Source organism: Sinorhizobium sp. 6-70 (assembly GCF_030124375.1).
In the GTDB taxonomy this organism is placed as follows: Bacteria; Pseudomonadota; Alphaproteobacteria; order Rhizobiales; family Rhizobiaceae; genus Sinorhizobium.
Genome location: NZ_JASKLS010000016.1, coordinates 64,977 through 85,627 on the forward strand (window position 1 = coordinate 64,977; position 20,651 = coordinate 85,627).

Genomic DNA, 20,651 nt, shown 5'->3' on the forward strand with positions numbered 1-20,651 from the left:
GTCTTTCAGATTCCGCTTGTATTTTATCGTGGCCGACGTCAGAAGCGTCCATCGCAACCACGCCGTCATGTCGATGACCCTCAACCAGCTCTCCTCCGGCGACCTGATCGCCGATCGCCGCGCCGACTACGCCAAAATGCTCGCCGAAGCCGGTGAACCGCAAAGTGCGGCGGAACTGATGGCCCAGGCTCTCGAACGCGCGCCCGACTGGGCCGCCGGCTGGTTTCGGCTGGCGGACTATGAGGAGAAATCTGGCCGAAAAGAGGCAGCGATCGAGGCACTCCGCAACACGCTGCGACTCAATCCCGACGACATTTTCGGCGCTGGCCTGAAACTCGCCCTTCTCGGCGCGGCCGAAACGCCCGAGCAACCGCCGAGCGTCTATGTCGAACGCCTCTTCGACGACTATGCCGAGCGCTTCGACAAGGCGCTTATCAAAAAGCTCGACTACAGCGTGCCCGACAAGCTCGCCGCCCTGATCGACCGAGCGACCGACGGCCGCCGTTTTCATCACGTCACCGACCTCGGCTGCGGCACCGGCCTCTTCGGTGAGCGCATCCGCCATCGCTGTGATTATCTCGAAGGCTTCGACCTCTCTGCCAACATGTTGGCCAAGGCCGAGGCAAAGGCGACCTACGACCGTCTGGCGCAGGCGGACCTGTCGCTTGGGCCGGAGGAGTCGGGCGCGTTCGGCGATTTGCCGCCTGAAAGGGCCGATCTCGTCAGTGCGGCGGATGTGTTGATGTATCTCGGCAATCTCGAAACTGTCTTCGTGATTGCCGACCGACTGCTCGCGCACGGCGGTCTCTTCGCCTTTTCGGTCGAGGACGCGGCAACGGACGAGGGTTTCACCCTCCGGCCGTCGCTGCGTTACGCGCATTCCGAACCCTATATTGTCGACGTCTGCACCGAACGCGGATTTTCGCTGATTGCAACGGAGCGCACGATCATTCGCACGGATGCCGGAAAGCCGATCGCGGGCATACTGTTTCTCGCACGGAAGCCTGCATGGAACGCAAAGCTGCCAAGCGAAAATAGGTCAGCATTGCTTACATATTTTTCTTGAATGTTTTTGTGCATTGCAGCAATGCTGTGGCCTACAGCGCCGCGCGTCAATCCGACGCGCTAAGGTCGCTGGAGCACTTTGAAATGTTGCATGATTTTGTCCTTAGATCGATTGCGATTTAAGGAATCATGCGGTGCAATCGGGGTTTCGTCATGGCACAGATCAGCAGCGTCTTCGGTCTCTGGAATACCAGTCCCACCCGGCATACGCCTGTCGAGGACGTGCAGGGCATCTTTTCCGGCAGCCTCGTCGCCGCGCTCGGGCTTTATTTCCTCGCGAGTGCCGGACTCCTGACCGGCAGCACCGCCGGCGTCGCCTTCCTGCTGCATTACGCCATCGGCGTGAACTTCGGCCTTGCCTTCTTTCTTCTCAACCTGCCCTTCTTCTATCTCTCGCTGAAGCGGCTCGGGCCGGCCTTCACGGTCAAGACTTTCATCGCCATCGCGTTGACGTCGTTCCTGACCGACATGCAGTCGCGCCTGTTTCAGGTTGGCGGAATCCATCCGGCCTGGGCTGCACTGCTCGGCGGCCTGCTGCTCGGATACGGACTGCTGGCGCTCTATCGCCATCGCGCGAGCCTCGGCGGCGTCGGCATATTGGGTATCTATCTGCAGGAGCGCTTCGGCATTCGCGCCGGGCTGGTGCAGCTTGCGATCGACATGGTCGTGCTCGCGACCGCGTTTGCCGTGACGACGCCGTCCGTCGTCATCTGGTCGGTGCTCGGCGCGGTCGTCCTCAACCTGTTTGTGGCCATCAACCACCGCGCCGATCGTTACATCGCGCTTTAACTGAAGGGTCTTGGCACGCGGCAGCCTACGCAGAGGCAGGTTGTCTCTGGCAATGCCAATGCGCGGGCTTCTCTTTTCCCGAACATGATCTACTTTTGTTCCCCGTGAACAGGATCGATTCTCCATTGCCGGAAAGCGACGCGCTGACGTTGCCGGCGCCGTTTCTCCGGTGGTTCGCCGAGAAGGGCTGGCGACCCCGCGCCCACCAGCTCGAGCTTCTGTCCCGTGCGGAGGCGGGAGAAAGCACGCTTCTGATCGCACCGACCGGTGCGGGCAAGACGCTTGCCGGATTTCTGCCGTCGCTTGTCGCGCTTACCCGACGTGGCAAGATCCCACCGGGCTCGCCCTTCATCGGCATTCACACCCTCTACATATCGCCGCTGAAGGCGCTCGCGGTCGACATCGAGCGCAACCTGATGAAGCCCGTGGCCGAGATGGGCCTGTCGGTCCGGATCGAGAACCGGACGGGCGACACGCCGCAAGGCAAGCGTCAGCGCCAGAAGCTCAATCCGCCCGATATCCTGCTGACCACGCCCGAGCAGCTGGCTCTCCTCATCGCCAATGGCGAAGCGGAGCGCTTCTTCAAGGATCTGCGCTACGTCGTGCTCGACGAATTGCACTCGCTGGTGACCTCGAAGCGCGGCCATCTGCTCTCGCTCGGCCTTGCACGACTGCGGCGGCTTGCGCCCAACCTCCAGACGATCGGTCTTTCGGCAACCGTCGCCGAACCAATGGACCTGCAGCGCTGGCTCGTGGCCCAGAGCGAAGAACGGGAGAATCACGCCGGACTGATCACCGTTTCCGGCGGCGCGAAGCCGGAAATTTCGATCCTGCGCACCGATGAGCACGTGCCCTGGGCGGGACATTCGGCGCGTTATGCGATCGCCGACGTCTATGCCGCGATCAAGGATCACGGCACGACGCTGCTTTTCGTCAACACCCGCAGCCAGGCGGAAATGCTGTTCCAGGAGCTCTGGAAGATCAACGACGACAACCTGGCGATCGCGCTGCATCATGGGTCGCTCGACGTCGCGCAGCGCCGCAGGGTCGAGGCGGCCATGTCGGAAAACCGGCTGCGCGCCGTCGTCGCCACCTCGACGCTCGATCTCGGTATCGACTGGGGCGATGTCGATCTGGTGGTCCATGTCGGTGCACCGAAGGGGGCGAGCCGCCTTGCACAGCGAATCGGCCGAGCCAACCATCGCATGGACGAGCCCAGCCGGGCGATCCTCGTGCCTGCCAACCGCTTCGAAGTGATGGAATGCCAGGCGGCGCTCGACGCCAACTATATCGGCGCACAGGACACGCCACCCCTCGGCCGAGGCGCGCTTGACGTGCTGGCCCAACATGTCCTGGGAATTGCCTGCGCGAAGCCCTTCGATGCCGTCGATCTTCATCGGGAAATCACCAGCGCGGCACCCTACGCGGACCTTTCCTGGGAGACTTTCGAGCGCATCGTCGATTTCGTCGCCACCGGCGGCTACGCGCTACGCACGTACGAGCGCTACGCCCGCATCCGCAAGACCAAGGACGGGCTCTGGCGGGTATCGAACCCGATGGTCGCCCAGCAATACCGCCTCAATGTCGGAACCATTGTCGAATCCCCGATGCTGAACGTGCGCATGGTCAAGCGCGACGCGCGGCGCTCGCTTGGCCGCGGCGGCATGACGCTCGGCAAGGTAGAGGAATATTTCCTCGAAATGCTGTCGCCGGGCGACACATTCCTCTTTTCCGGCAAGGTGGTCCGCTTCGAGGGAATCCGCGAGAACGAGTGCCTCGTCTCTCAGGCCTTTTCCTTCGACCCGAAGGTGCCGACCTACGCCGGCGGCAAATTTCCCCTTTCCACATACCTCGCGGCGCAAGTTCGCAAGATGCTTGCCGATGCCGCGCGCCGCGCCTCGTTACCCGACCAAGTGCGTGACTGGCTGGCGCTGCAGAAGGACGTCTCGATGCTGCCGCGCGAGGACGAGCTGCTGATCGAAACCTTCCCGCGCGGCAGTTGTCATTACATGGTGATCTACGCCTTCGAAGGGCGGCTTGCGCACCAGACGCTCGGCATGCTCTTGACCCGGCGCCTTGACCGCGCCGGCTTGAAACCGCTCGGCTTCGTCGCCACCGACTACTCGCTCGCCGTCTGGGGCCTCGACGATCTCAGCAGCGCCTTCCGGGCCCGTCGCCCGTCGCTCGCGCAACTCTTCGACGAAGACATGCTCGGCGACGATCTCGAAGCCTGGCTGAACGAATCCTTCCTTTTGAAGCGCACCTTCCGCAATTGCGCCGTCATCGCCGGATTGATCGACCAGCGCCATCCGGGCAAGGAGAAGACCGGGCGGCAGATTACCGTTTCGGCCGATCTCATTTACGACGTATTGCGGGCGCACGAGCCGGACCACATCCTGCTGGAGGCAACGCGCAACGACGCCGCGACGGGACTTTTGGACATCGGCCGGCTCGGGTCTATGCTCAAGCGAATCAAGGGGCACATCACCCATAGACGGCTCGATCATATCTCACCGCTCGCCATACCCGTGATGCTGGAGATCGGGAAGGAAGCGGTCCAGGGCGAGGCGCACGACTTCCTGCTCTCGGAAGCGGCCGACGACCTGATCAACGAAGCGATGGGCGGCAGCCAAGATGCCTATGAGTAGAAGCGATATGAGAGAGATTGCAAGCCTCTCGTTCAGCCGATGTGTTCAAAGCGGGATGCCGGCCGGGGCGAACCATGCCCTCGAATATCGAGGTGGCGATGCATAGGCTCGTTCACGCGATCTCGCCCCCGGCCGCGGACGGCTTCTTCCAGTCGCGCATGACCGTCGACGGCGTTGTCGCGATCTGCGACCCGCTGGGCGGACTCTACCTGCCCGAAAGCAGAACGCTCGTCGTTTCGGACCTCCACCTCGAAAAAGGCTCGGCCTTTGCCAGGCGCGGGATGATGCTGCCGCCCTATGACACGCTCGCGACCCTGCGCATTCTGGAGGCGGTGGTCGCCCGTCACAACCCCGCGACGGTCGTCAGCCTCGGCGATAATTTTCATGACCGGAAGGGGTCAGCGGCAATGCCGGAGACTTTCCGCCACATGGTCGCTGCCATGGCCCGCGGACGCGAATGGATCTGGATCAACGGCAATCACGACCCTGACGGCGCTTCCGGGCTGCCGGGAACCTCCATGGATGAACTTCGCCACGCCGGGCTGATCTTCCGCCATGAGCCGTCCAGAGGCGAAGGCATCGGCGAAATCGCCGGTCACCTGCATCCGGCAGCGACGGTCAGGCGCCGGGAAAAGTCGGTCCGGCGCGCTTGCTTCGCAACAGATGGAAGGCGCTTGGTGATGCCGGCGTTCGGCGTTACGACCGGTGGGCTCGATCTCAGGCATCGCGCCATGAGCGGATTGTTCGATCGCCAGCAACTCGTCGCCCACATGCTCGGCCGGGATCGGATCTATTCGGTGCGGTTCGCCAATCTCCTCGGCTGAGACGACTCAAAGGTCCGCCCTCACGGGTTCAGGCCGTTTCCGGGGCGTAGCGTAGAATGACGCTGCCGTTCGAAAGTGGTCGTGCCTCGAGCAGACTGAACGGCTTCGCGGCCGTGGTCTTCTTGAAGAATGGCGTCCCGTCACCGAGTTGCACGGGAACGAGGCAAAGCATGATCTCGTCGACGACGTTCTCCGGCAACAGCGACGCGACGAGTTCGGCGCTTCCGAAGATATAGAGGTTCTTCTCGCTCTCCCGCTTCAGCCGCCGCAATTCGGCGTCGGCGTCCCGAACGACGCGGCTGTTGTTCCAATCCGCTTTTTCCATCGTGCGCGAGGCAACAATCTTCGGAAGCGCATTCATATAGGTCTTCACCCGGCCCTCTCCTTCCGCCGTCGGCCAATAGGCCGCCATGCCCTCATAGGTGACCCGACCGAAGACGATCGCCTGCGCCTTGTCTCCGAATTCCAGGCTGAGCGCTTCCAGTTCCGGGCCCCAGGCACGGTTATGAAAGTCGAGGTCCCATTTCTTCGTCCCTTCGAAGTACCCGTCGAGCGTGACCAGATTCCAGACAATGACCTTGCCCATGATTCCATCCTCCATGAAACTGATTGCACAATTGCATCAGTTTCATCATAACAAACCGCTTTCGATTTGCAACCAGTATATTCAAGGAACGCCTCGGCCCCATCCCGCGTCGTTGCGGGACCCGGCAAGCGCGAGATTGGCAGCGCAATTGTCTGGCAAGTACGGGAAGACTGCCTCCGGAAGAACGAAGGCGTCGGCTACTGCATGTTTCCTTAAATCGTAACCGACCCAGGGAAATATGCAGCAACTCAAAATGCTACAGCGACCTTTGCGCGTCCGACAGGACGCGCGTCGCTGCAGGGCGAAACAAACTGCGCCGGAAGCGATCTCAGAAGGCGTTGAAGGTCAAGGTTGTCAACGACCGGGAAATGCCCGGAACCGATGCGATATTGTCGTTGATGAACTTGCCAATATCGTCGCCCTCCTGAACGTAGATCTTCAGAAGCAGATCGTAATCGCCGCTCGTCGAATACATCTCCGAGACGATCTCCTTGCGGTAGATTTCGTCGGCCACCTCGTAGGTCTTGCCGGGAGCGCATTGCAACTGGACAAAAATCGGTTTCATGGAGCTTCCTCTGCTGCCCGGAGCGCCCGTGTTCGACACGCCCGACGTCAAAATACCTTCCCCTTCCTTAGACCGCTATCCCACAAAAGGGAAACGCGAAGGGAACCCATATCGATAGGAAAAGCCTTACTCCTTGCGGAAAAGCAGGCTGGCTCCCCAGCCGGTGATGACCGCCAGAAGCACGGCAAAGAGACCGTAGATCAGGGGCTGGTCGTGTGCTGCGCGCGTGATCGCCTGCTCGAGGCCGGTTTTGACGACCGTCAGCGGCAGCGCCTTCGCGGCGACGAAAAGGCCGTCGCGGAAAAGATAGGCGCGTACGACATGGACGCCATTCGGCACATTGGCAGGCAGGCGCACCGACGCCCTGAACAGGCTGGAACTGATGAACCGCACGCCGCCCGGGTCGCGCTGGTAGACACCACTCGTCTCCCTGATCCGGCGGAAAGCGTTGCGGAACTCGCCGAGATTGCTGCCGTCGCCGACGAAGCCCAGCGGCACGAGACGCATGTGGTCGACGCCGATGCCCATGTTGCCCAGCTCGCCCGGCGGCGCGATCGTCTCGATGTCGCGCGTGCTCGACAGCGAATAGGATTCCGGCACCAGCTCGAAGGTCATCGAACGGGTGTTCACCCAGATGCCGAAGACGCGCTCCTTCCGGCGCACCGTGGCGTGTTCCTTGGGGCCCTCGAGCGTGACGATGATGCTGTACTTGCCTTGGGCGAGCAGCTTCTCGTCAAAGCCGTCGATGGCCCCGAAGATCGTCAGGTCCGCGCCACGAAAGTCGGAGGTGATGGAGATTTCGTCCGTCGAGATGCCGATCTCGAGCTTCTCCGAGAACTCCGAGAGCTCGTCTTCTCGAACCTGGGCCGCGGCCGGCGCCGCCAGCGCAAGGAGCAAGGAGACAAGACACAGGCGCGCGAGAGCAAACATCAGAAGCCGAACCCCGCGGAAACGACCGAATAGATATCTTTCGGCGGAATGATGAGTTCGATCGCCAACCGGATGCCGACGGCAAGCACGAGCAGGGCAAGCAACGCCCGCAACTGTTCGCCACGCAAGCGCTGGCCGACGCGAACGCCGTATTGCGCCCCGATGACGCCGGCGATCATCAACACGAAGGCAAGCACGATGTCGACGGTGTAGTTTGTCGATGCCTGGACGATCACGGTGTAAGCCGAGACGAAGACGATCTGGAAGAGCGAGGTTCCGACGACGACGCTCGTCGGAATGCGCAACAGGTAGATCATCGCCGGCACCATGATGAAGCCGCCGCCGACGCCCATGATCGAGGTCAGGATGCCGATGGCGAAACCGAGCGTGGCGACCGGAATGACGCTCAGATAGATCTTCGATTTCTTGAAGCGCATCTTGAGCGGCAGGCCGTGGATCCAGTTGTGCTGCCCCGGCCGGCGGCGCGGCGTCGATTGGTTCTTCGCCGCCTTGCGCATCGCGCCGATGCTCTCCCAGAGCATCAGGCCGCCGACCGAGCCGAGCAGCACGACGTAAAGCAGCGAGATCACCAGGTCGAGCTGCCCCACGCGGCGCAGCAGCGAAAAAAGCCAGACGCCCAGCGTTGCGCCGACGAGGCCGCCGCAGAGCAGCACCGTGCCGAGCTTGATATCGATCGTACCGCGGCGGAAATGCGTAATGGCACCGGAGATCGACGAGGCGACCACCTGGTTGGCGCCGGTCGCCACCGCCACCACCGGCGGAATGTTGTAGAAGATCAACAGCGGCGTGATCAGGAAACCGCCGCCGACGCCGAACATGCCGGACAGAAATCCGACGGCCGCGCCCATGCCGAGAATGATGAGTATGTTCACCGACAACTCTGCAATGGGCAGATAGACCGTCACGGCCGAACCTCGATACGACAAAGGCCCGCGACGCGGGCGGAATTGCGACTCCACAATCCCTAACCGGAATCGATTGAGGAATTGTGCAATGCCTAAACTTATTCCTGCACGTATCCGGAGAGACGCGCGGCGCGACGTTCAAAGTGGCAAGTGATTTACCACGAGCGGGGATGTATGGCGGACCGCCCCTCGGCGACGAGGAACAAGCGGCAATTCCTCATGCGCCCCAGGGCCGGAGCTGTCAACCTTTTCAGGCACATGACCCCAGACTTTGCCCCTGAACCGTGTTGCGCCGATCTGCGGCTTTATTGCGGCGGCGGCTGAAGCAGAGCATGCTCGCGCGGCGCTGTAGATCATTTCGTTGTTTTATTGAAACAGTGAACCGATCCAGGTCTTTGAAGAATGCAATTCCGGAACGGAGAACCGCTGCACACTTTTCCTGGAATTGCTCTTCGAAACGACGCAATCCCGGACGGAAAACCGCTGCACACTTTTCCTGGAATTGCTTAGGAGTTCCGCTTCAGGAGTTCCTTGACCAGTGCGTCGGTGATCTCTCCGGTCGGTTCCTGGCCGACGGATTTCTGGAAGGCCTTGATGGCGGTAATGGTTTTCTTGCCCAGGTGCCCGTCCGGTTGGCCGGCGTCGAAACCGTTGTTGTTGAGAATCGCCTGGATATTGCGCACGGCCTTGGTCATGTCGACCGTGGCTGTCTTCGTCGACGGACCGACCCACGCGTCGGGGATATCGACGGTGTTCGCCTTGGCGTCGACCGGCTGGGCTTTCCATGCGTCGGCTTTGGCCATGCCGCTGGCCAGTTGTTCGGGCTGCATTGCCTTGGCAATCTCGTCGCGCTTTTCACCGGCATCCTTGTCGCCGTCACGAGCCGCAATCGAGAACCACTTGTAGGATTCTTCCAGGTCCTGCTTGACGCCATTACCGCGCGCATACAGCACCGCGAGGTTGAACTGACTGTCGCGAACGCCGAGGCTCGCCGCCTTTTCGAACAATTTGGCGGCTTCGGCGAAATCCGGAGCCCCGTCGCGGCCGCTGGCGAGCATGACCGCGAGGTTGTGGGTCGCGCTGGCGTTGCCTGCGGCGGCAGCTTTGAGATAAAGCGTCTTCGCCTTGACGGGGTCGCGCGCCACGCCTGACCCTTTTTCATAAAGATTGGCGAGCCGGTATTCGGCCGGGATCACGCCGGCATCCGCCGCGCGCTGATACCATTTCAGAGCTTCCGCGGGATCTTCCTTGACGCCTCGGCCTTCGGTGAAGCGTGTGCCGATCTCGTAGAAAGCCAGAGGGTCGCCACCCTTGGCGGCCGTGACAAGAGCTGGCGGACCAAAGCCTTCGGGCAGGACTATGTCGCCGGCCTTGGCGATCGGCTCGAATGTCGCCGCTTTGGCGGTCACGGCAGGAGCGACCTGAAACGTCGATGCGCTCGCCTGTGCCGGTTCGCTTGCCGGATGCAGCAAGGGCGCGTGGCTGCTGTCGGCAGTTGCGGTCTCAGCCGCAGCCTTCGCCGCCGGAGCCGTATTCGTGGCGGCCGCCATTGCGGCGGGCGTCGCGTTTGCCGCCGGCGTCTCTGCCGGTGTCTCTGCTACAGGGGCAGAGGCCGTTTCCGTCAGACGGTCGTCCACGGCCTTCGCTTCTGACACTTCAGGAACCGCCTTCTGCTCGATCACCACTGCCGGCTGGATTTCGGACATGTCCTTGCCCTTGAGGACGGTGCTGACGAGCGGATAGGACATGATCGCCAGGAGCACCGCGCCGACGGCCATCAGGATCGGACGGCGATGACGGGCAAAGGCGCCGACACCGGACGAACCGCTACCATCCTTCACACCGTTCAGCGTGTCGGCCTCCTCGATCGCCAATTGTGCTGCACGGCGCGCGGCAGCGATGAAATCGGCCTTGTCGCCCTCGAAGGCTGGCTGGCCGCCGCGGCTCATCTGACCGGCGCGGACGCGCTCAAGGATTTTCTTCACGTCCGGCGCGCCGGAGCCGGGCTCGAGCAACTGGTTGGCATCTTCGGGGGCGAGCATCTCGGACGGGTCGATCGATGGAGCGGGTTCGACCACCTGCCGCACACGCTCGGGCATCGCCGCAGTTCGTTTCCCGGTGAGGCGACGGGTCAACCCGGCGAGCAATCCCGTCCGGGCGCTAGGCGCCGGCTCCCGAACCTCGTCCTTTTCGACCGTCGAAGGCGCCTCGGCAACCACAAGATCATCGGTGGTGGCGGAGGCTGGCACGGCGGCAACCGCCTCGTCCTCCGCCTGCAGCACCCGGACATTCCGCTCAATGTCGTCGTCGCGCTCGTCGAGATCGGCACGCCCGAATGGGTTGCCGAATTCCGGCTGCGCGGCCCTCGGCATCGCGGGGATGTCGCGTGTTATCGCTGCGTCGGGCCGCAGCGTGGCCACGACAGGCGCGCGGTCTTCGAGCAGTTCCAGCTTCTCGGCAATCTGAACAAGGGTTTCATGCAGAGCTTCGAACGTCTGCGCCGTGCGTTCGTTGGTCGAACGGCTGAGGTCCTCAAGCGTCCTCAGATCCTCGGCGAGCGCCGAGATTGCCGCCATGTCGCCGCCGGCATGCATCGGGCCATTCTTGGTAAAGGCCTCCATGACGGCTTCGGCCGCCTGGCGGGCTGCTTCGATAATATATTCGTCGCTGGTTTCCAGATAGTCTTCAAGCGCGCTCATCCGGCTTTCGAAATCCACCGGAGCCGCACCGGCCTCGACGCGCGGCTGGCTGATCAACGTCGACAGGTTGGCAATCTGGGACTCAAGGTTGCGCAGCGCTTCGCGGTCGTCGAACGGAGCGGCATGCGTCTCTTCCAGGCGTTGCGCGATATCCGCGAGACGGTCTTCCAGACGCGAGAAGCGGTGGTCCGCCACGGGTTGCTCCCCGTGCACGCCGAGGTCGTCGATGCGGCGCGCGAGATAATCGAGACGCTCCGCCAGAGCTGCGTTGACGCTGCCCTGGTCCAGAGCCTCGATTCGCTGGGAAATGTCGGCGAGATAGTCAGCCAGTTCCGCTTGCGCATTTTTCTGGTTGCTTTCGAGCAGCATCGAGAGTTCGTCGAGGCGCTCCTCAAGCCGCGCGGCCGCCTTCTCGCTCGACAGTTCTTCGATGCGCGCCGTCAGGGCTTCGATGCGCGTGCCGAGTCCGGCCTCGACCGGACGAGCGACGTCGTCGATCTGGCGCGAGAGATCGCCAAGCCGACCTTCGAGCCGGCTGACGAAAGCATTGTCGAAGTCCGCCGCACTGCGGCTGCTGACGGCGATTGCCCGGCTGATTTCATCGAACCGTGCGTCAAAATCGGCAAGCTGCGAAACGAGGCGGCCGTCATCCGGCTGTATCTGTCGCCCCAAGAGCTCGATCGCATCGGCGATCGCGAGCAGCTTTTGCTCCTGTATGTCGAAGGCCGCTCCGTTATTCAGGGCGCCGATTTGCGACTTGATGTCATCGAGCCTGTAGGCGAGTGCCACGAGTTCGTCGTCACGGTTCCGGTCAAAGGCGTTCAGGCGGTCCTCGACGCCGCCCCAGCGGTCTTCCAGACGGCGGATGCCGTCTTCGCGCGCCAGGCCGTCGATCAGCGCCCTGAGGCCATCGAATTCGACGCGCAGCGCGTCCGCCTGAGCGGGCGACGCCTGCCGGGCGAGTTGATGGATACTGTCCGCCAGGCGCTGCATATCTGCCCGAATGTCCTCGGGGAAAAGACGATCCTGCGCCTCGGCCTTGATCCCGCGGATTTCCGATCTGAGAGCACTCAGTTCGCGAACGAGCCCGTCGCTGATGTCGCGCTTCAGTTCCTGCCTCAGACCGACCAGCGCCTCGGCTATGTCGGCCGCAGCCGATGTTGGTCGCGCCGGTCCGACCTGCGGTCGTGCCTCCTCGTGGAGGCGGCTTGACGCAAAACGGTCGGCCTCTCGCGCCGCCACGCGTTCGCGCAGCGACGTTCGCTCGCGGCTGGCGCTCAAAGCGCGCTGGCGCTGCAGAATTTCGGAGACAGCGTCGCTGGTCGTCGTCGAGCGCTCGGTCTGGCGGTGCTGGGCCTCGCGCCCCGCCCCGCTCATCAAGCCCTCGATGCGCGCCTCGAGTCCCTCGATCGTGCGGTTCAGGGCATCAAGAGACGGCCTGTCGCCGTAGGACGGGATGCTTGCGCGCTGAGGATTGGATCGCGATCCGTTCATTGTCTCTTCGCCCCTGTCGTTGACCATCACCGAAAGCCGCGACGGGAAGAGCCAGGCTCACAGTCGGCGGCACGATCGATGCGATCAAAGCAACAACAACGCGAGGACGGGACCGGTTGCAGCTTTGACCATCTCACCACCCACAATTCATTAAACGTGGTAAATAAGCAGTTAATCAGCCTCAAGTTTTTAATGTTTTGTCAGGAACACGGCCTTTGCGCCCGCTCGGGCGCGGGGATTTCCCTTCATGGCGGCACGACTGCGAAACTTTCGAGACATTCGCTTTTTGACGTTTACGCAAACGTCAAAGTTTTGTAGCATCTTGCCGACGATGCGAGACCGCGCCCAGCGGTGTACGCTCAAAGCATTGAGAATCGGGCGCCTGCACCCGGCGCGTGCCCGAAGGGAGATAAAGGCGAGGAACGAATGCCCATCTACAAGGCCCCGGTCGACGACACCCTGTTCATCCTCAACGACGTGCTTGGCATCGAGCGCTATAACAACCTGCCGGGCTTTGCCGATGCGACCCCCGACATGGTTGCGGCAATCGTCGGCGAGGCTGCCAAACTTGCGGAAGAGGCTCTCTTCCCGATCAACCTCACCGGCGACCAGGAGGGCTGCACGCGCCACGACGACGGTTCCGTTACCGTGCCGAAGGGCTTCAAGCAGGCATTTGACCTCTATCGCGGAGGCGGCTGGCTCGGCCTTGCGGCGCCGGAAGAATTCGGCGGCCAGGGTCTGCCCTATACGCTCCACACGGCCGTCGGCGAATTCATGTCTGCCGCCAACATGTCGCTGATGATGTATCCGGGCCTGACGCAGGGTGCGATCGCCGCCATTCTTGTGCACGGCTCCGACGAGCAGAAACGGACATATTTGCCGAAGATGGTCGACGGCACCTGGACCGGTACGATGAACCTGACCGAGCCGCATTGCGGTACCGACCTCGGCCTCCTGCGCACCAAGGCCGTGCCGAACGGCGACGGCTCCTACAGGATTTCCGGCCAGAAAATCTTCATCTCCGCCGGCGAGCACGACATGTCCGAGAACATCATCCATCTGGTGCTCGCCCGCATCGAGGGGGCACCAGATGGAGTCAAGGGCATCTCACTCTTCATCGTGCCGAAGTTCAGGCTCAACGACAGCGGCGAACCCGAAGGCCGCAACGGCGTCTCCTGCGGCGCGATCGAAGAGAAGATGGGCATTCATGGCAACGCCACCTGCGTCATGAACTACGACGAGGCGACCGGCTATCTGATCGGCGCGGAGAACAAGGGTCTCAGCGCCATGTTCGTGATGATGAACGAGGCCCGTCTTGCCGTCGGCATGCAAGGGCTGGCGATCGCGGAGGTCGCCTATCAGAATGCGGCCAACTACGCCCGCGAGCGCCTCCAGGGCCGCTCGCTTTCCGGCCCGAAGGCGCCGGACAAGCAGGCCGATCCGATCATCGTCCACCCGGACGTGCGCCGTGCGCTGATGACGATCAAGGCGTTCAACGAAGGCGGCCGCGCCTTCACGCTCTGGACGGCGCTGAAATCCGACATCGCCCACCGCTCCGACAGCGAAGAGGACCGCCAGACCGCCGACGATATTCTCGGCCTGATGACCCCGATCCTCAAGGGCGTGTTGACCGATCGGGGCTTCGACCACACGGTCATGGCGCAGCAGGTCTTCGGTGGTCACGGCTATATCGAAGAGCACGGCATGAGCCAGTACGTGCGCGATGCCCGCATCGCCATGATCTATGAGGGTGCCAACGGCATCCAGGCGCTCGACCTCGTCGGCCGCAAGCTGGCGACGAACGGCGGCCGCGCCGTGATGGCGCTCTTCAAGGAAATCGGCGATTTCTGCGAGGAAAACCGCAGCGACGAGAAGCTGTCGGGCTACACCAAGGCGCTGAAGAAGGGGCTGAACGATCTGCAGGCGGCAACCATGTGGTTCATGCAGAACGCCATGGCGAAGCCCGACAATGCCGGTGCCGGCTCGACCGACTACATGCATCTCTTCGGCCTTGTCGTCCTCGGCTACATGTGGGCCAGGATCGCCAAGACGGCGGAGGAAAAGCTCGCCGCTGGCGAAACCGAACGCGCGGATTATTTGAAGAGCAAGCTGATCACGGCAAGGTTCTTCATGGAGCGTATCATGCCCGAAACGGCGCTGCGGAAGGCCCGCATCGAAACCGGCGCCGACACGCTGATGGCGCTGGACGCAGCGGCGTTCTGATTTCACACTCGGAGCAGGATGAGGGAAAGCGCGAAGGCGGCGGCTTCGGCAAGCATCCGCTCCAATGCATTAAGTGCGGCTCGAAGCGATGCCGCCCAAAGGGAGATCAAGAGATGACGAAAGTCTTCGTTTATGACCACGTGCGCACACCGCGCGGCCGTGGCAAGAAGGACGGATCGCTGCACGAGGTGCCTTCCGTCCGCCTTGCGGCCAAGATGCTGGAAGCGGTGCGCGACCGTAACGGCCTCGACACGTCGACTGTCGACGACATCATCATGGGCTGTGTCGATCCGGTGATGGATGCAGGCTCGGTTATCCCCAAGGCAGCGGCCTTCGAGGCCGGCTATTCGACACGCGCGCCAGGCATGCAGATCTCGCGCTTCTGCGCCTCCGGCCTCGACGCCGTCAATTTCGGTGCCGCCAAGATCGCCCAAGGCGCGGACGACATCGTGATCGCCGGCGGCGTCGAATCCATGTCGCGCGTCGGCCTCGGCATGTCGGGCGGCTCCTGGTTCATGGACCCCTCCGTCAATCTGCCGGCCTATTTCATGCCGCAGGGTGTATCTGCGGACCTGATCGCGACCAAATACGGCTTCTCGCGTGACGACGTCGACGCCTACGCGGTCGAAAGCCAGAAGCGCGCCGCCAATGCCTGGGAAAAGGGCCACTTCAAGAACTCGGTGGTGCCGGTGAAGGACCAGAACGGCCTGACCATTCTCGATCGCGACGAGCACATGCGCCCGACCACCGACATGCAAGCACTCGCCTCCCTGAACCCGTCCTTCCAGATGCCTGGCGAGATGGGTGGTTTCGAGGCTGTCGCGATCCAGGCGCATCCGGAGATCGAGCGGATCAACTACGTCCACCACGCCGGCAACTCCTCCGGCATCGTCGACGGCGCGGCCGTCGTGCTCCTCGGCTCCAAGGCCGGCGGCGAATCCATGGGGCTAAAGCCGCGAGCGCGCATCCGCGCCTTCGCCAATATCGGCTCCGACCCGGCGCTGATGCTGACGGGCCCGGTCGACGTGACCGAGAAACTGCTTAAGCGCGCCGACATGAAGCTCTCCGACATCGACCTTTTCGAGCTCAACGAGGCTTTTGCCGCCGTCGTCCTGCGCTACATGCAGGCTTTCGATATCCCGCACGACCAGATCAACGTCAATGGCGGTGCGATCGCCATGGGACACCCACTCGGCGCCACGGGCGCAATGATCCTCGGCACCGTTCTGGACGAACTGGAGCGTCGCGACCTCAACACCGCACTCGTCACGCTCTGCATCGGCGCCGGCATGGGCACCGCCACCATCATCGAACGCGTCTGATCCGATCCGGGAGAGAGAAAATGTCTTACACGAACTTCAAGATCGAAACCGACGCCGACGGCATCGCGCTCGTCACCTGGGACATGCCCGAAAAATCGATGAACGTCTTTACCCAGGAGGTGATGGAGGAACTGAACGCGATTGTCGACCAGACGACCGCTGACGCGGCCGTCAAGGGCGTCGTCTTCACCTCGGGCAAGTCGTCCTTCTCCGGCGGCGCCGATCTCTCGATGATCAAGTCGATGTTCACCTTCCAGGCGGAGGAAAAGAAGAAAGATCCGGCCAACGCCGCGCAAAAACTCTTCGACCTCGTCGGTCGCATGACAGGCCTCTTCCGCAAGCTGGAAACCTCAGGCAAGCCCTGGGTCTCGGCGATCAACGGCACCTGCATGGGCGGGGCCTTCGAGCTGTCGCTCGCCTGCCACGGCCGCGTCGCCTCCAATTCCAAGGCGGTGAAGATCGCGCTGCCGGAGGTCAAGGTCGGCATCTTCCCCGGCGCCGGCGGCACCCAGCGCGTGCCGCGCCTCACCAATGCGCAGGACGCGCTGCAGATGATGACGAGCGGCTCGTCGCTGACGGCGGCGCGAGCCAAGGCGATGGGGCTCGTGCACGAAGTGGTCGATCCCGACAAGCTGATCGACGCCGCCAAGGCGATGATCAGGAACGGCCTGAAGCCGGTCCAACCCTGGGACGAAAAGGGCTTCAAGGTGCCGGGCGGAGGCATCTGGACGCCGGCGTCGGCTCAGCTCTGGCCGGCCGCCTCCGGCATTCTTCGCCGCCAGACTTTTGGCAACTATCCAGGCGCAATCGCCATCCTGAAATGCGTCTACGAGGGTCTGCAGGTGCCGTTCGACACGGCCTTGAAGATCGAGCAGCGCTACTTCACCGAGATCTTGCAGACCACCGAAGCTTTTTCGATGATCCGCTCGCTGTTCGTCTCGATGCAGGAGCTCGGCAAGGGCGCGCGCCGCCCGGCCGGCGTGCCGAAATCCGAATTCAAAAAGGTCGGCGTCGTCGGCGCCGGCTTCATGGGTGCTTCGATCGCCTATGTCACCGCCGCCGCCGGCATCCTCGTAACCCTCATTGATCGCGACATGGAAACGGCCGAAAAGGGCAAGGCGCATTCGGAAGGGCTGGTGAAGGATTCGATCGGTAAGGGCCGACTTACCAAGGAAGAAGGCGAGGCGCTGCTTGCCCGCATCACGCCGTCTGCCGACTACGGCGACCTCAAGGATGCCGGTCTCGTCGTCGAGGCGGTGTTCGAGGACCGGCAGGTCAAGAAGGAGGTCATCGAGAAGATCGAAGCGGTGATGGCCAAGGATGCCATCTTCGCCTCCAACACATCGACGCTGCCGATCACCGGTCTTGCCAAGAATTCGAAGCGGCCGGACCAATTCATCGGCATCCATTTCTTCTCGCCGGTCGAGAAGATGATGCTGACGGAAGTGATCCTCGGCAAGGAGACCGCTGACCGCGCGCTCGCGACCGCGCTCGATTATGTCGCGGCGATCAAGAAGACGCCGATCGTCGTCAACGACACCCGCGGCTTCTACGTCAACCGCTGCGTCTTCCGCTATATCCATGAAGCCTACGACATGATGATCGAGGGCGTGCCGCCGGCGATGATCGAGAATGCCGCCAAGATGGCCGGCATGCCGGTCGGCCCGCTGTCGCTCAACGACGAAGTGGCCATCGATCTCAGCCAGAAGATCCTGAAGGCGACCGTCGCCGACCTCGGCGAGAAGGCCGTCGATCCGCGGCACATGGCGCTGATTAACAAGATGGTCGACGACCTCGATCGCCGCGGACGCAAGAACGGCAAGGGCTTCTACGAATATCCCGCGAAGCCGGCCAAAAAATATCTCTGGCCGGAACTGAAAACGCTCTATCCGCAGCAAAATGCCGACAAGATCGACGTCGAGGTGCTGAAGCAGCGCTTCCTCGCAACCATCGCGCTGGAAGCCGCCCGCACCATCGAGGAAGGCATCGTCACCGATCCGCGCGAAGCCGATGTCGGCTCCATCCTCGGCTTCGGTTTCGCGCCCTATACCGGTGGCACGCTTTCCTACATCGACGGCATGGGCGTGAAAGCCTTCGTCAAGCTGTGCGAGAAGCTCGCCAAGAACTATGGCGACCACTTCAAGCCGACGCCGCTGCTGAAAGAGATGGCGGAAAAGGGCGAGACCTTCTACGGGCGCTTCGATCCCTACGGAGAGGCGAAGAAGGCGGCATAAGCCGCCTGCCCTTCGCAAGCAAAAATTCGGGGCCGTGCCGATCGGGTGCGGCCCTTTTTCATCGTTACCGGCCCCTTCCCCAACCTGCTTAGCGGCCTTGGCTGCTTTTTCAGATGCACGGCCGATCAGACTTGCGGCGTCGTAGTCGCACTCTCGCCGCACTGCTCCGGCCGAAGCCGGCAGCATCCGCCCCGGCGCACCGAGGGGCGGACCAAAGGGATTTCACCTTCGCGAAGAAGATCGCGCGCCAGCACAGCAACAGCCCATCCGACTCATCGCCACCGGCGCCCCGCCAATCGCGCGTTCACCCTTTTGTGTTTGCTTGCGCATGCAAATATATTGACACCCATCAAACGGTCCTCCATGAATCTGCATGCACATACAATAATGTGGGAGATCAGATGCCTGCGGTAATCGTCTATTCCGACGATGTGTGTCCCTGCTTGCGGAGCGGGCGCTATCCGAAGTGACCGACGATTGGGACATCCGCATTAGCTGGTGAGCTTTCGCCGTCAACATCACAACATCACTGGCCAATATCACAACATTACTGGAGGATAATCATGCACTGGTTGTATCTGGCGGTCGCCGTGATCTTTGAGATCGCCGTCGCGATTTCTGCAGGGAATGCAAAGGGCTTCACCCGACCTTGGTGGACCGGAGCTACACTCGTCAGCGGAGTGATCGCTACCTTCTTCCTCAGTCTCGCACTCCTCAATTTCGATGTTGGCGTCGGTTACGCAATGTGGACATCCATAGCAGGCGTCGGGATCGTCATTCTGGGCGCACTGTTCTTCGGACAACGCCTGGACTGGAGGAAGATCCTTGGAATCGTCCTTGTGATCGGAGGCGTCGTCGGCCTGCGGCTCAGCGGCGCGGCATGACCGGACGCGCTTGCATGCATTCAAGCTCCGACTCGACCTGAAAGGAATCGAACATCATGACAACAGTCCAAAGGAACGAAAACAACGGGCGGGCATGGGCTATGCTGCTGGTCGCCGGGGTCTTCGAGATCGGCTATGCCCTCAGCGTAGGAGGCAGCGAGGCGTTCACCGTGTTGAGCTGGTCGATCGCCGCCATCGTCTTCTTTCTGCTCACTCTGTATTTTCTGAGCGCAGCCCTGCGAACGATCGACGTCGGCATTGGTTACGCGGTCTGGGCAGGCATCGGCGCCGTAGGGGCGGCGGTCTTTGGCAGCGTCCTGCTCAACCAGCCGCTCACTCTGATCCAGGCGTTCTGGCTGGCCGTCATCATCGGCGGTGTCGTCTGGCTGAAACTCGCTGACAGCGCCAAGCTCCGGGCAGAGCTACGCTAGTTCTCGCAATCTGTGGGGAGAAATCTGAGTGTCCAGAGATCCTTCCACCCGCGTGATGCAGCTCATGGAGGAGGCGGTCGCCTTCTCCGTGAAGCACGTCCATGGCGGAGGCAAACCATTCACGGCTTTCGTGGTCGACGCCGACGGGAACATTCTTGGACGCGGCGTCAACCGCGTCCAAGGACACCACGACCCGACCGCGCATGCGGAGGTGGAGGCGATCCGCGATGCGTGCCGTGCGCATGGAACTCCCTATCTTCACGGGACGACGCTTTTGGCCTCGGGAGAGCCTTGCGCGATGTGTTACATGACCGCGCTATACGCGGGCATCTCACAGGTGTTCTTTGCTGTTGATCGAGACGAGGCGGCAGCGCATGGGTTCGACTATCGGGGCACATACGCACTGTTCGCCGATGATCCTCAGACTTGGCAGTTGCCAGCCGCGAGGAAGCTTACCGTGCCGGACGGCTTGCGTCCGTTCCTCGATTTTCGCGCCCTCCAGCGTGCGCTCTAGAAAAGCGGTCTCTTCTTGAGTTCTCGCTTGCATGGACATACATATTGAATCCTGTCCCGCGCATTGCCAAGAGAGGAGCCTGCACCAAATCATGTCCAAGAAAAGCGATGCATGGCTCAAATTGATTCAGGCTGTCGCCAATGTCGAAGCCGAGCTCGGCAAGGTTCTTCAAGCGGGGCATGGGCTCGGACTTTCAGAGTATCGCGCACTGGAGGTTCTGGCGCGTTCGCCGGATTGCGAGCTTCGCATGCAGGAACTGGCCGCACATTTGCGCCTCAACCAAAGCTCGGTTTCACGGATGGTCGAGCGTCTGGAACGCGGAGGGCTCACCATTCGCGATCTCTGCCCGGACGACAAGCGCGGGGTTTATACGGTTCTTACCGACAAGGGGCGTGCCCGCCTTGAAAGTGCGCAACCGGATTACGAGAAGGCGCTTGACGCGGCGCTTATGGAACATGGTTGCGAGGACCTGCTGGCAGCAAGGTACATCGAGGCTCGGGCTTGACCCACTGAGAGG

General features: G+C 62.1%; 16 protein-coding genes. 11 read left to right on the forward strand and 5 right to left on the reverse strand.

Features of this window, described 5'->3' with window-relative positions:
* Nucleotides 1-73 precede the first annotated feature (73 nt).
* From QN222_RS25045 to pdeM, 4 genes are all read left to right on the forward strand, one after another.
* Nucleotides 74-1,066, forward strand: a complete 993-nt coding sequence (locus QN222_RS25045) for a class I SAM-dependent methyltransferase (protein WP_283961942.1) — start codon at nucleotides 74-76, stop codon at nucleotides 1,064-1,066.
* Nucleotides 1,067-1,218: 152 nt separating this feature from the next.
* Nucleotides 1,219-1,854 (forward strand): YitT family protein, encoded by a 636-nt coding sequence (locus QN222_RS25050; protein WP_283961935.1) that lies wholly within the window; start codon nucleotides 1,219-1,221, stop codon nucleotides 1,852-1,854.
* 95 nt (nucleotides 1,855-1,949) lie between these two features.
* Entirely contained in the window at nucleotides 1,950-4,502 is a 2,553-nt protein-coding gene (locus QN222_RS25055; RefSeq protein WP_283961936.1) for a ligase-associated DNA damage response DEXH box helicase, read from the forward strand.
* A 98-nt stretch (nucleotides 4,503-4,600) separates the two neighbouring features.
* A complete protein-coding gene (gene pdeM, locus QN222_RS25060; protein ID WP_283961943.1) occupies nucleotides 4,601-5,326 on the forward strand; it encodes a ligase-associated DNA damage response endonuclease PdeM in 726 nt (241 codons plus the stop codon).
* 28 nt (nucleotides 5,327-5,354) lie between these two features.
* Here the strand turns inward: pdeM and QN222_RS25065 are convergent, their stop codons facing one another.
* The 5 genes from QN222_RS25065 to QN222_RS25085 all read right to left on the reverse strand — a co-directional run bounded on the left by QN222_RS25065 (nucleotide 5,355) and on the right by QN222_RS25085 (nucleotide 12,526).
* On the reverse strand, nucleotides 5,355-5,912 hold the full coding sequence (locus tag QN222_RS25065) for a dihydrofolate reductase family protein (RefSeq protein ID WP_283961937.1): 558 nt from the start codon (nucleotides 5,910-5,912) through the stop codon (nucleotides 5,355-5,357).
* A 328-nt stretch (nucleotides 5,913-6,240) separates the two neighbouring features.
* Nucleotides 6,241-6,477 (reverse strand): Lrp/AsnC ligand binding domain-containing protein, encoded by a 237-nt coding sequence (locus tag QN222_RS25070; RefSeq protein WP_136509220.1) that lies wholly within the window; start codon nucleotides 6,475-6,477, stop codon nucleotides 6,241-6,243.
* Nucleotides 6,478-6,603: 126 nt separating this feature from the next.
* The gene (locus tag QN222_RS25075) at nucleotides 6,604-7,407 is read right to left on the reverse strand and encodes a TIGR02186 family protein (protein WP_283961938.1); all 804 of its coding nucleotides are present in this window, start codon (nucleotides 7,405-7,407) and stop codon (nucleotides 6,604-6,606) included.
* On the reverse strand, nucleotides 7,407-8,333 hold the full coding sequence (locus QN222_RS25080; protein WP_180940085.1) for a sulfite exporter TauE/SafE family protein: 927 nt from the start codon (nucleotides 8,331-8,333) through the stop codon (nucleotides 7,407-7,409). The genes QN222_RS25075 and QN222_RS25080 overlap by 1 nt, the downstream gene beginning before the upstream one ends.
* A 506-nt stretch (nucleotides 8,334-8,839) precedes the next feature.
* Nucleotides 8,840-12,526, reverse strand: a complete 3,687-nt coding sequence (locus tag QN222_RS25085; RefSeq protein ID WP_283961939.1) for a peptidoglycan-binding protein — start codon at nucleotides 12,524-12,526, stop codon at nucleotides 8,840-8,842.
* Between the two features lie 426 nt (nucleotides 12,527-12,952).
* Between QN222_RS25085 and QN222_RS25090 the strand changes: the two genes are divergently transcribed.
* The 7 genes from QN222_RS25090 to QN222_RS25120 all read left to right on the forward strand — a co-directional run bounded on the left by QN222_RS25090 (nucleotide 12,953) and on the right by QN222_RS25120 (nucleotide 20,639).
* Nucleotides 12,953-14,749, forward strand: coding sequence for an acyl-CoA dehydrogenase C-terminal domain-containing protein (locus tag QN222_RS25090; protein WP_284005638.1), 1,797 nt, complete (start codon nucleotides 12,953-12,955; stop codon nucleotides 14,747-14,749).
* Between the two features lie 113 nt (nucleotides 14,750-14,862).
* Nucleotides 14,863-16,071 (forward strand): acetyl-CoA C-acetyltransferase, encoded by a 1,209-nt coding sequence (locus QN222_RS25095; RefSeq protein WP_283964596.1) that lies wholly within the window; start codon nucleotides 14,863-14,865, stop codon nucleotides 16,069-16,071.
* A 20-nt stretch (nucleotides 16,072-16,091) separates the two neighbouring features.
* Nucleotides 16,092-18,305 carry a 3-hydroxyacyl-CoA dehydrogenase NAD-binding domain-containing protein gene (locus QN222_RS25100; RefSeq protein ID WP_283964597.1) on the forward strand — a complete coding sequence of 738 codons (2,214 nt, stop codon included), beginning with the start codon at nucleotides 16,092-16,094 and terminating at the stop codon, nucleotides 18,303-18,305.
* Nucleotides 18,306-18,868: 563 nt separating this feature from the next.
* Entirely contained in the window at nucleotides 18,869-19,189 is a 321-nt protein-coding gene (locus tag QN222_RS25105) for a multidrug efflux SMR transporter (protein WP_283964598.1), read from the forward strand.
* A gap of 53 nt (nucleotides 19,190-19,242) precedes the next feature.
* The gene (locus QN222_RS25110) at nucleotides 19,243-19,620 is read left to right on the forward strand and encodes a multidrug efflux SMR transporter (RefSeq protein WP_349666170.1); all 378 of its coding nucleotides are present in this window, start codon (nucleotides 19,243-19,245) and stop codon (nucleotides 19,618-19,620) included.
* A gap of 28 nt (nucleotides 19,621-19,648) precedes the next feature.
* A complete protein-coding gene (locus tag QN222_RS25115) occupies nucleotides 19,649-20,134 on the forward strand; it encodes a nucleoside deaminase (protein ID WP_283964600.1) in 486 nt (161 codons plus the stop codon).
* Nucleotides 20,135-20,225: 91 nt separating this feature from the next.
* Nucleotides 20,226-20,639: a MarR family transcriptional regulator gene (locus QN222_RS25120; protein WP_283964601.1), complete on the forward strand. Its 414-nt coding sequence runs from the start codon at nucleotides 20,226-20,228 to the stop codon at nucleotides 20,637-20,639.
* Nucleotides 20,640-20,651: the final 12 nt, after the last annotated feature.

Bases quoted from the DNA above. Each gene is read 5' to 3' on its own strand.
- QN222_RS25120 (WP_283964601.1), top strand. From the start codon at position 20,226: ATGTCCAAGAAAAGCGATGCATGGCTCAAATTGATTCAGGCTGTCGCC.
- QN222_RS25045 (WP_283961942.1), top strand. From the start codon at position 74: ATGACCCTCAACCAGCTCTCCTCCGGCGACCTGATCGCCGATCGCCGC.
- QN222_RS25065 (WP_283961937.1), bottom strand. From the start codon at position 5,912: ATGGGCAAGGTCATTGTCTGGAATCTGGTCACGCTCGACGGGTACTTC.
- QN222_RS25105 (WP_283964598.1), top strand. From the start codon at position 18,869: ATGCACTGGTTGTATCTGGCGGTCGCCGTGATCTTTGAGATCGCCGTC.
- QN222_RS25075 (WP_283961938.1), bottom strand. From the start codon at position 7,407: ATGTTTGCTCTCGCGCGCCTGTGTCTTGTCTCCTTGCTCCTTGCGCTG.
- QN222_RS25050 (WP_283961935.1), top strand. From the start codon at position 1,219: ATGGCACAGATCAGCAGCGTCTTCGGTCTCTGGAATACCAGTCCCACC.
- pdeM (WP_283961943.1), top strand. From the start codon at position 4,601: ATGCATAGGCTCGTTCACGCGATCTCGCCCCCGGCCGCGGACGGCTTC.
- QN222_RS25070 (WP_136509220.1), bottom strand. From the start codon at position 6,477: ATGAAACCGATTTTTGTCCAGTTGCAATGCGCTCCCGGCAAGACCTAC.
- QN222_RS25095 (WP_283964596.1), top strand. From the start codon at position 14,863: ATGACGAAAGTCTTCGTTTATGACCACGTGCGCACACCGCGCGGCCGT.
- QN222_RS25100 (WP_283964597.1), top strand. From the start codon at position 16,092: ATGTCTTACACGAACTTCAAGATCGAAACCGACGCCGACGGCATCGCG.
- QN222_RS25090 (WP_284005638.1), top strand. From the start codon at position 12,953: ATGCCCATCTACAAGGCCCCGGTCGACGACACCCTGTTCATCCTCAAC.
- QN222_RS25085 (WP_283961939.1), bottom strand. From the start codon at position 12,526: ATGAACGGATCGCGATCCAATCCTCAGCGCGCAAGCATCCCGTCCTAC.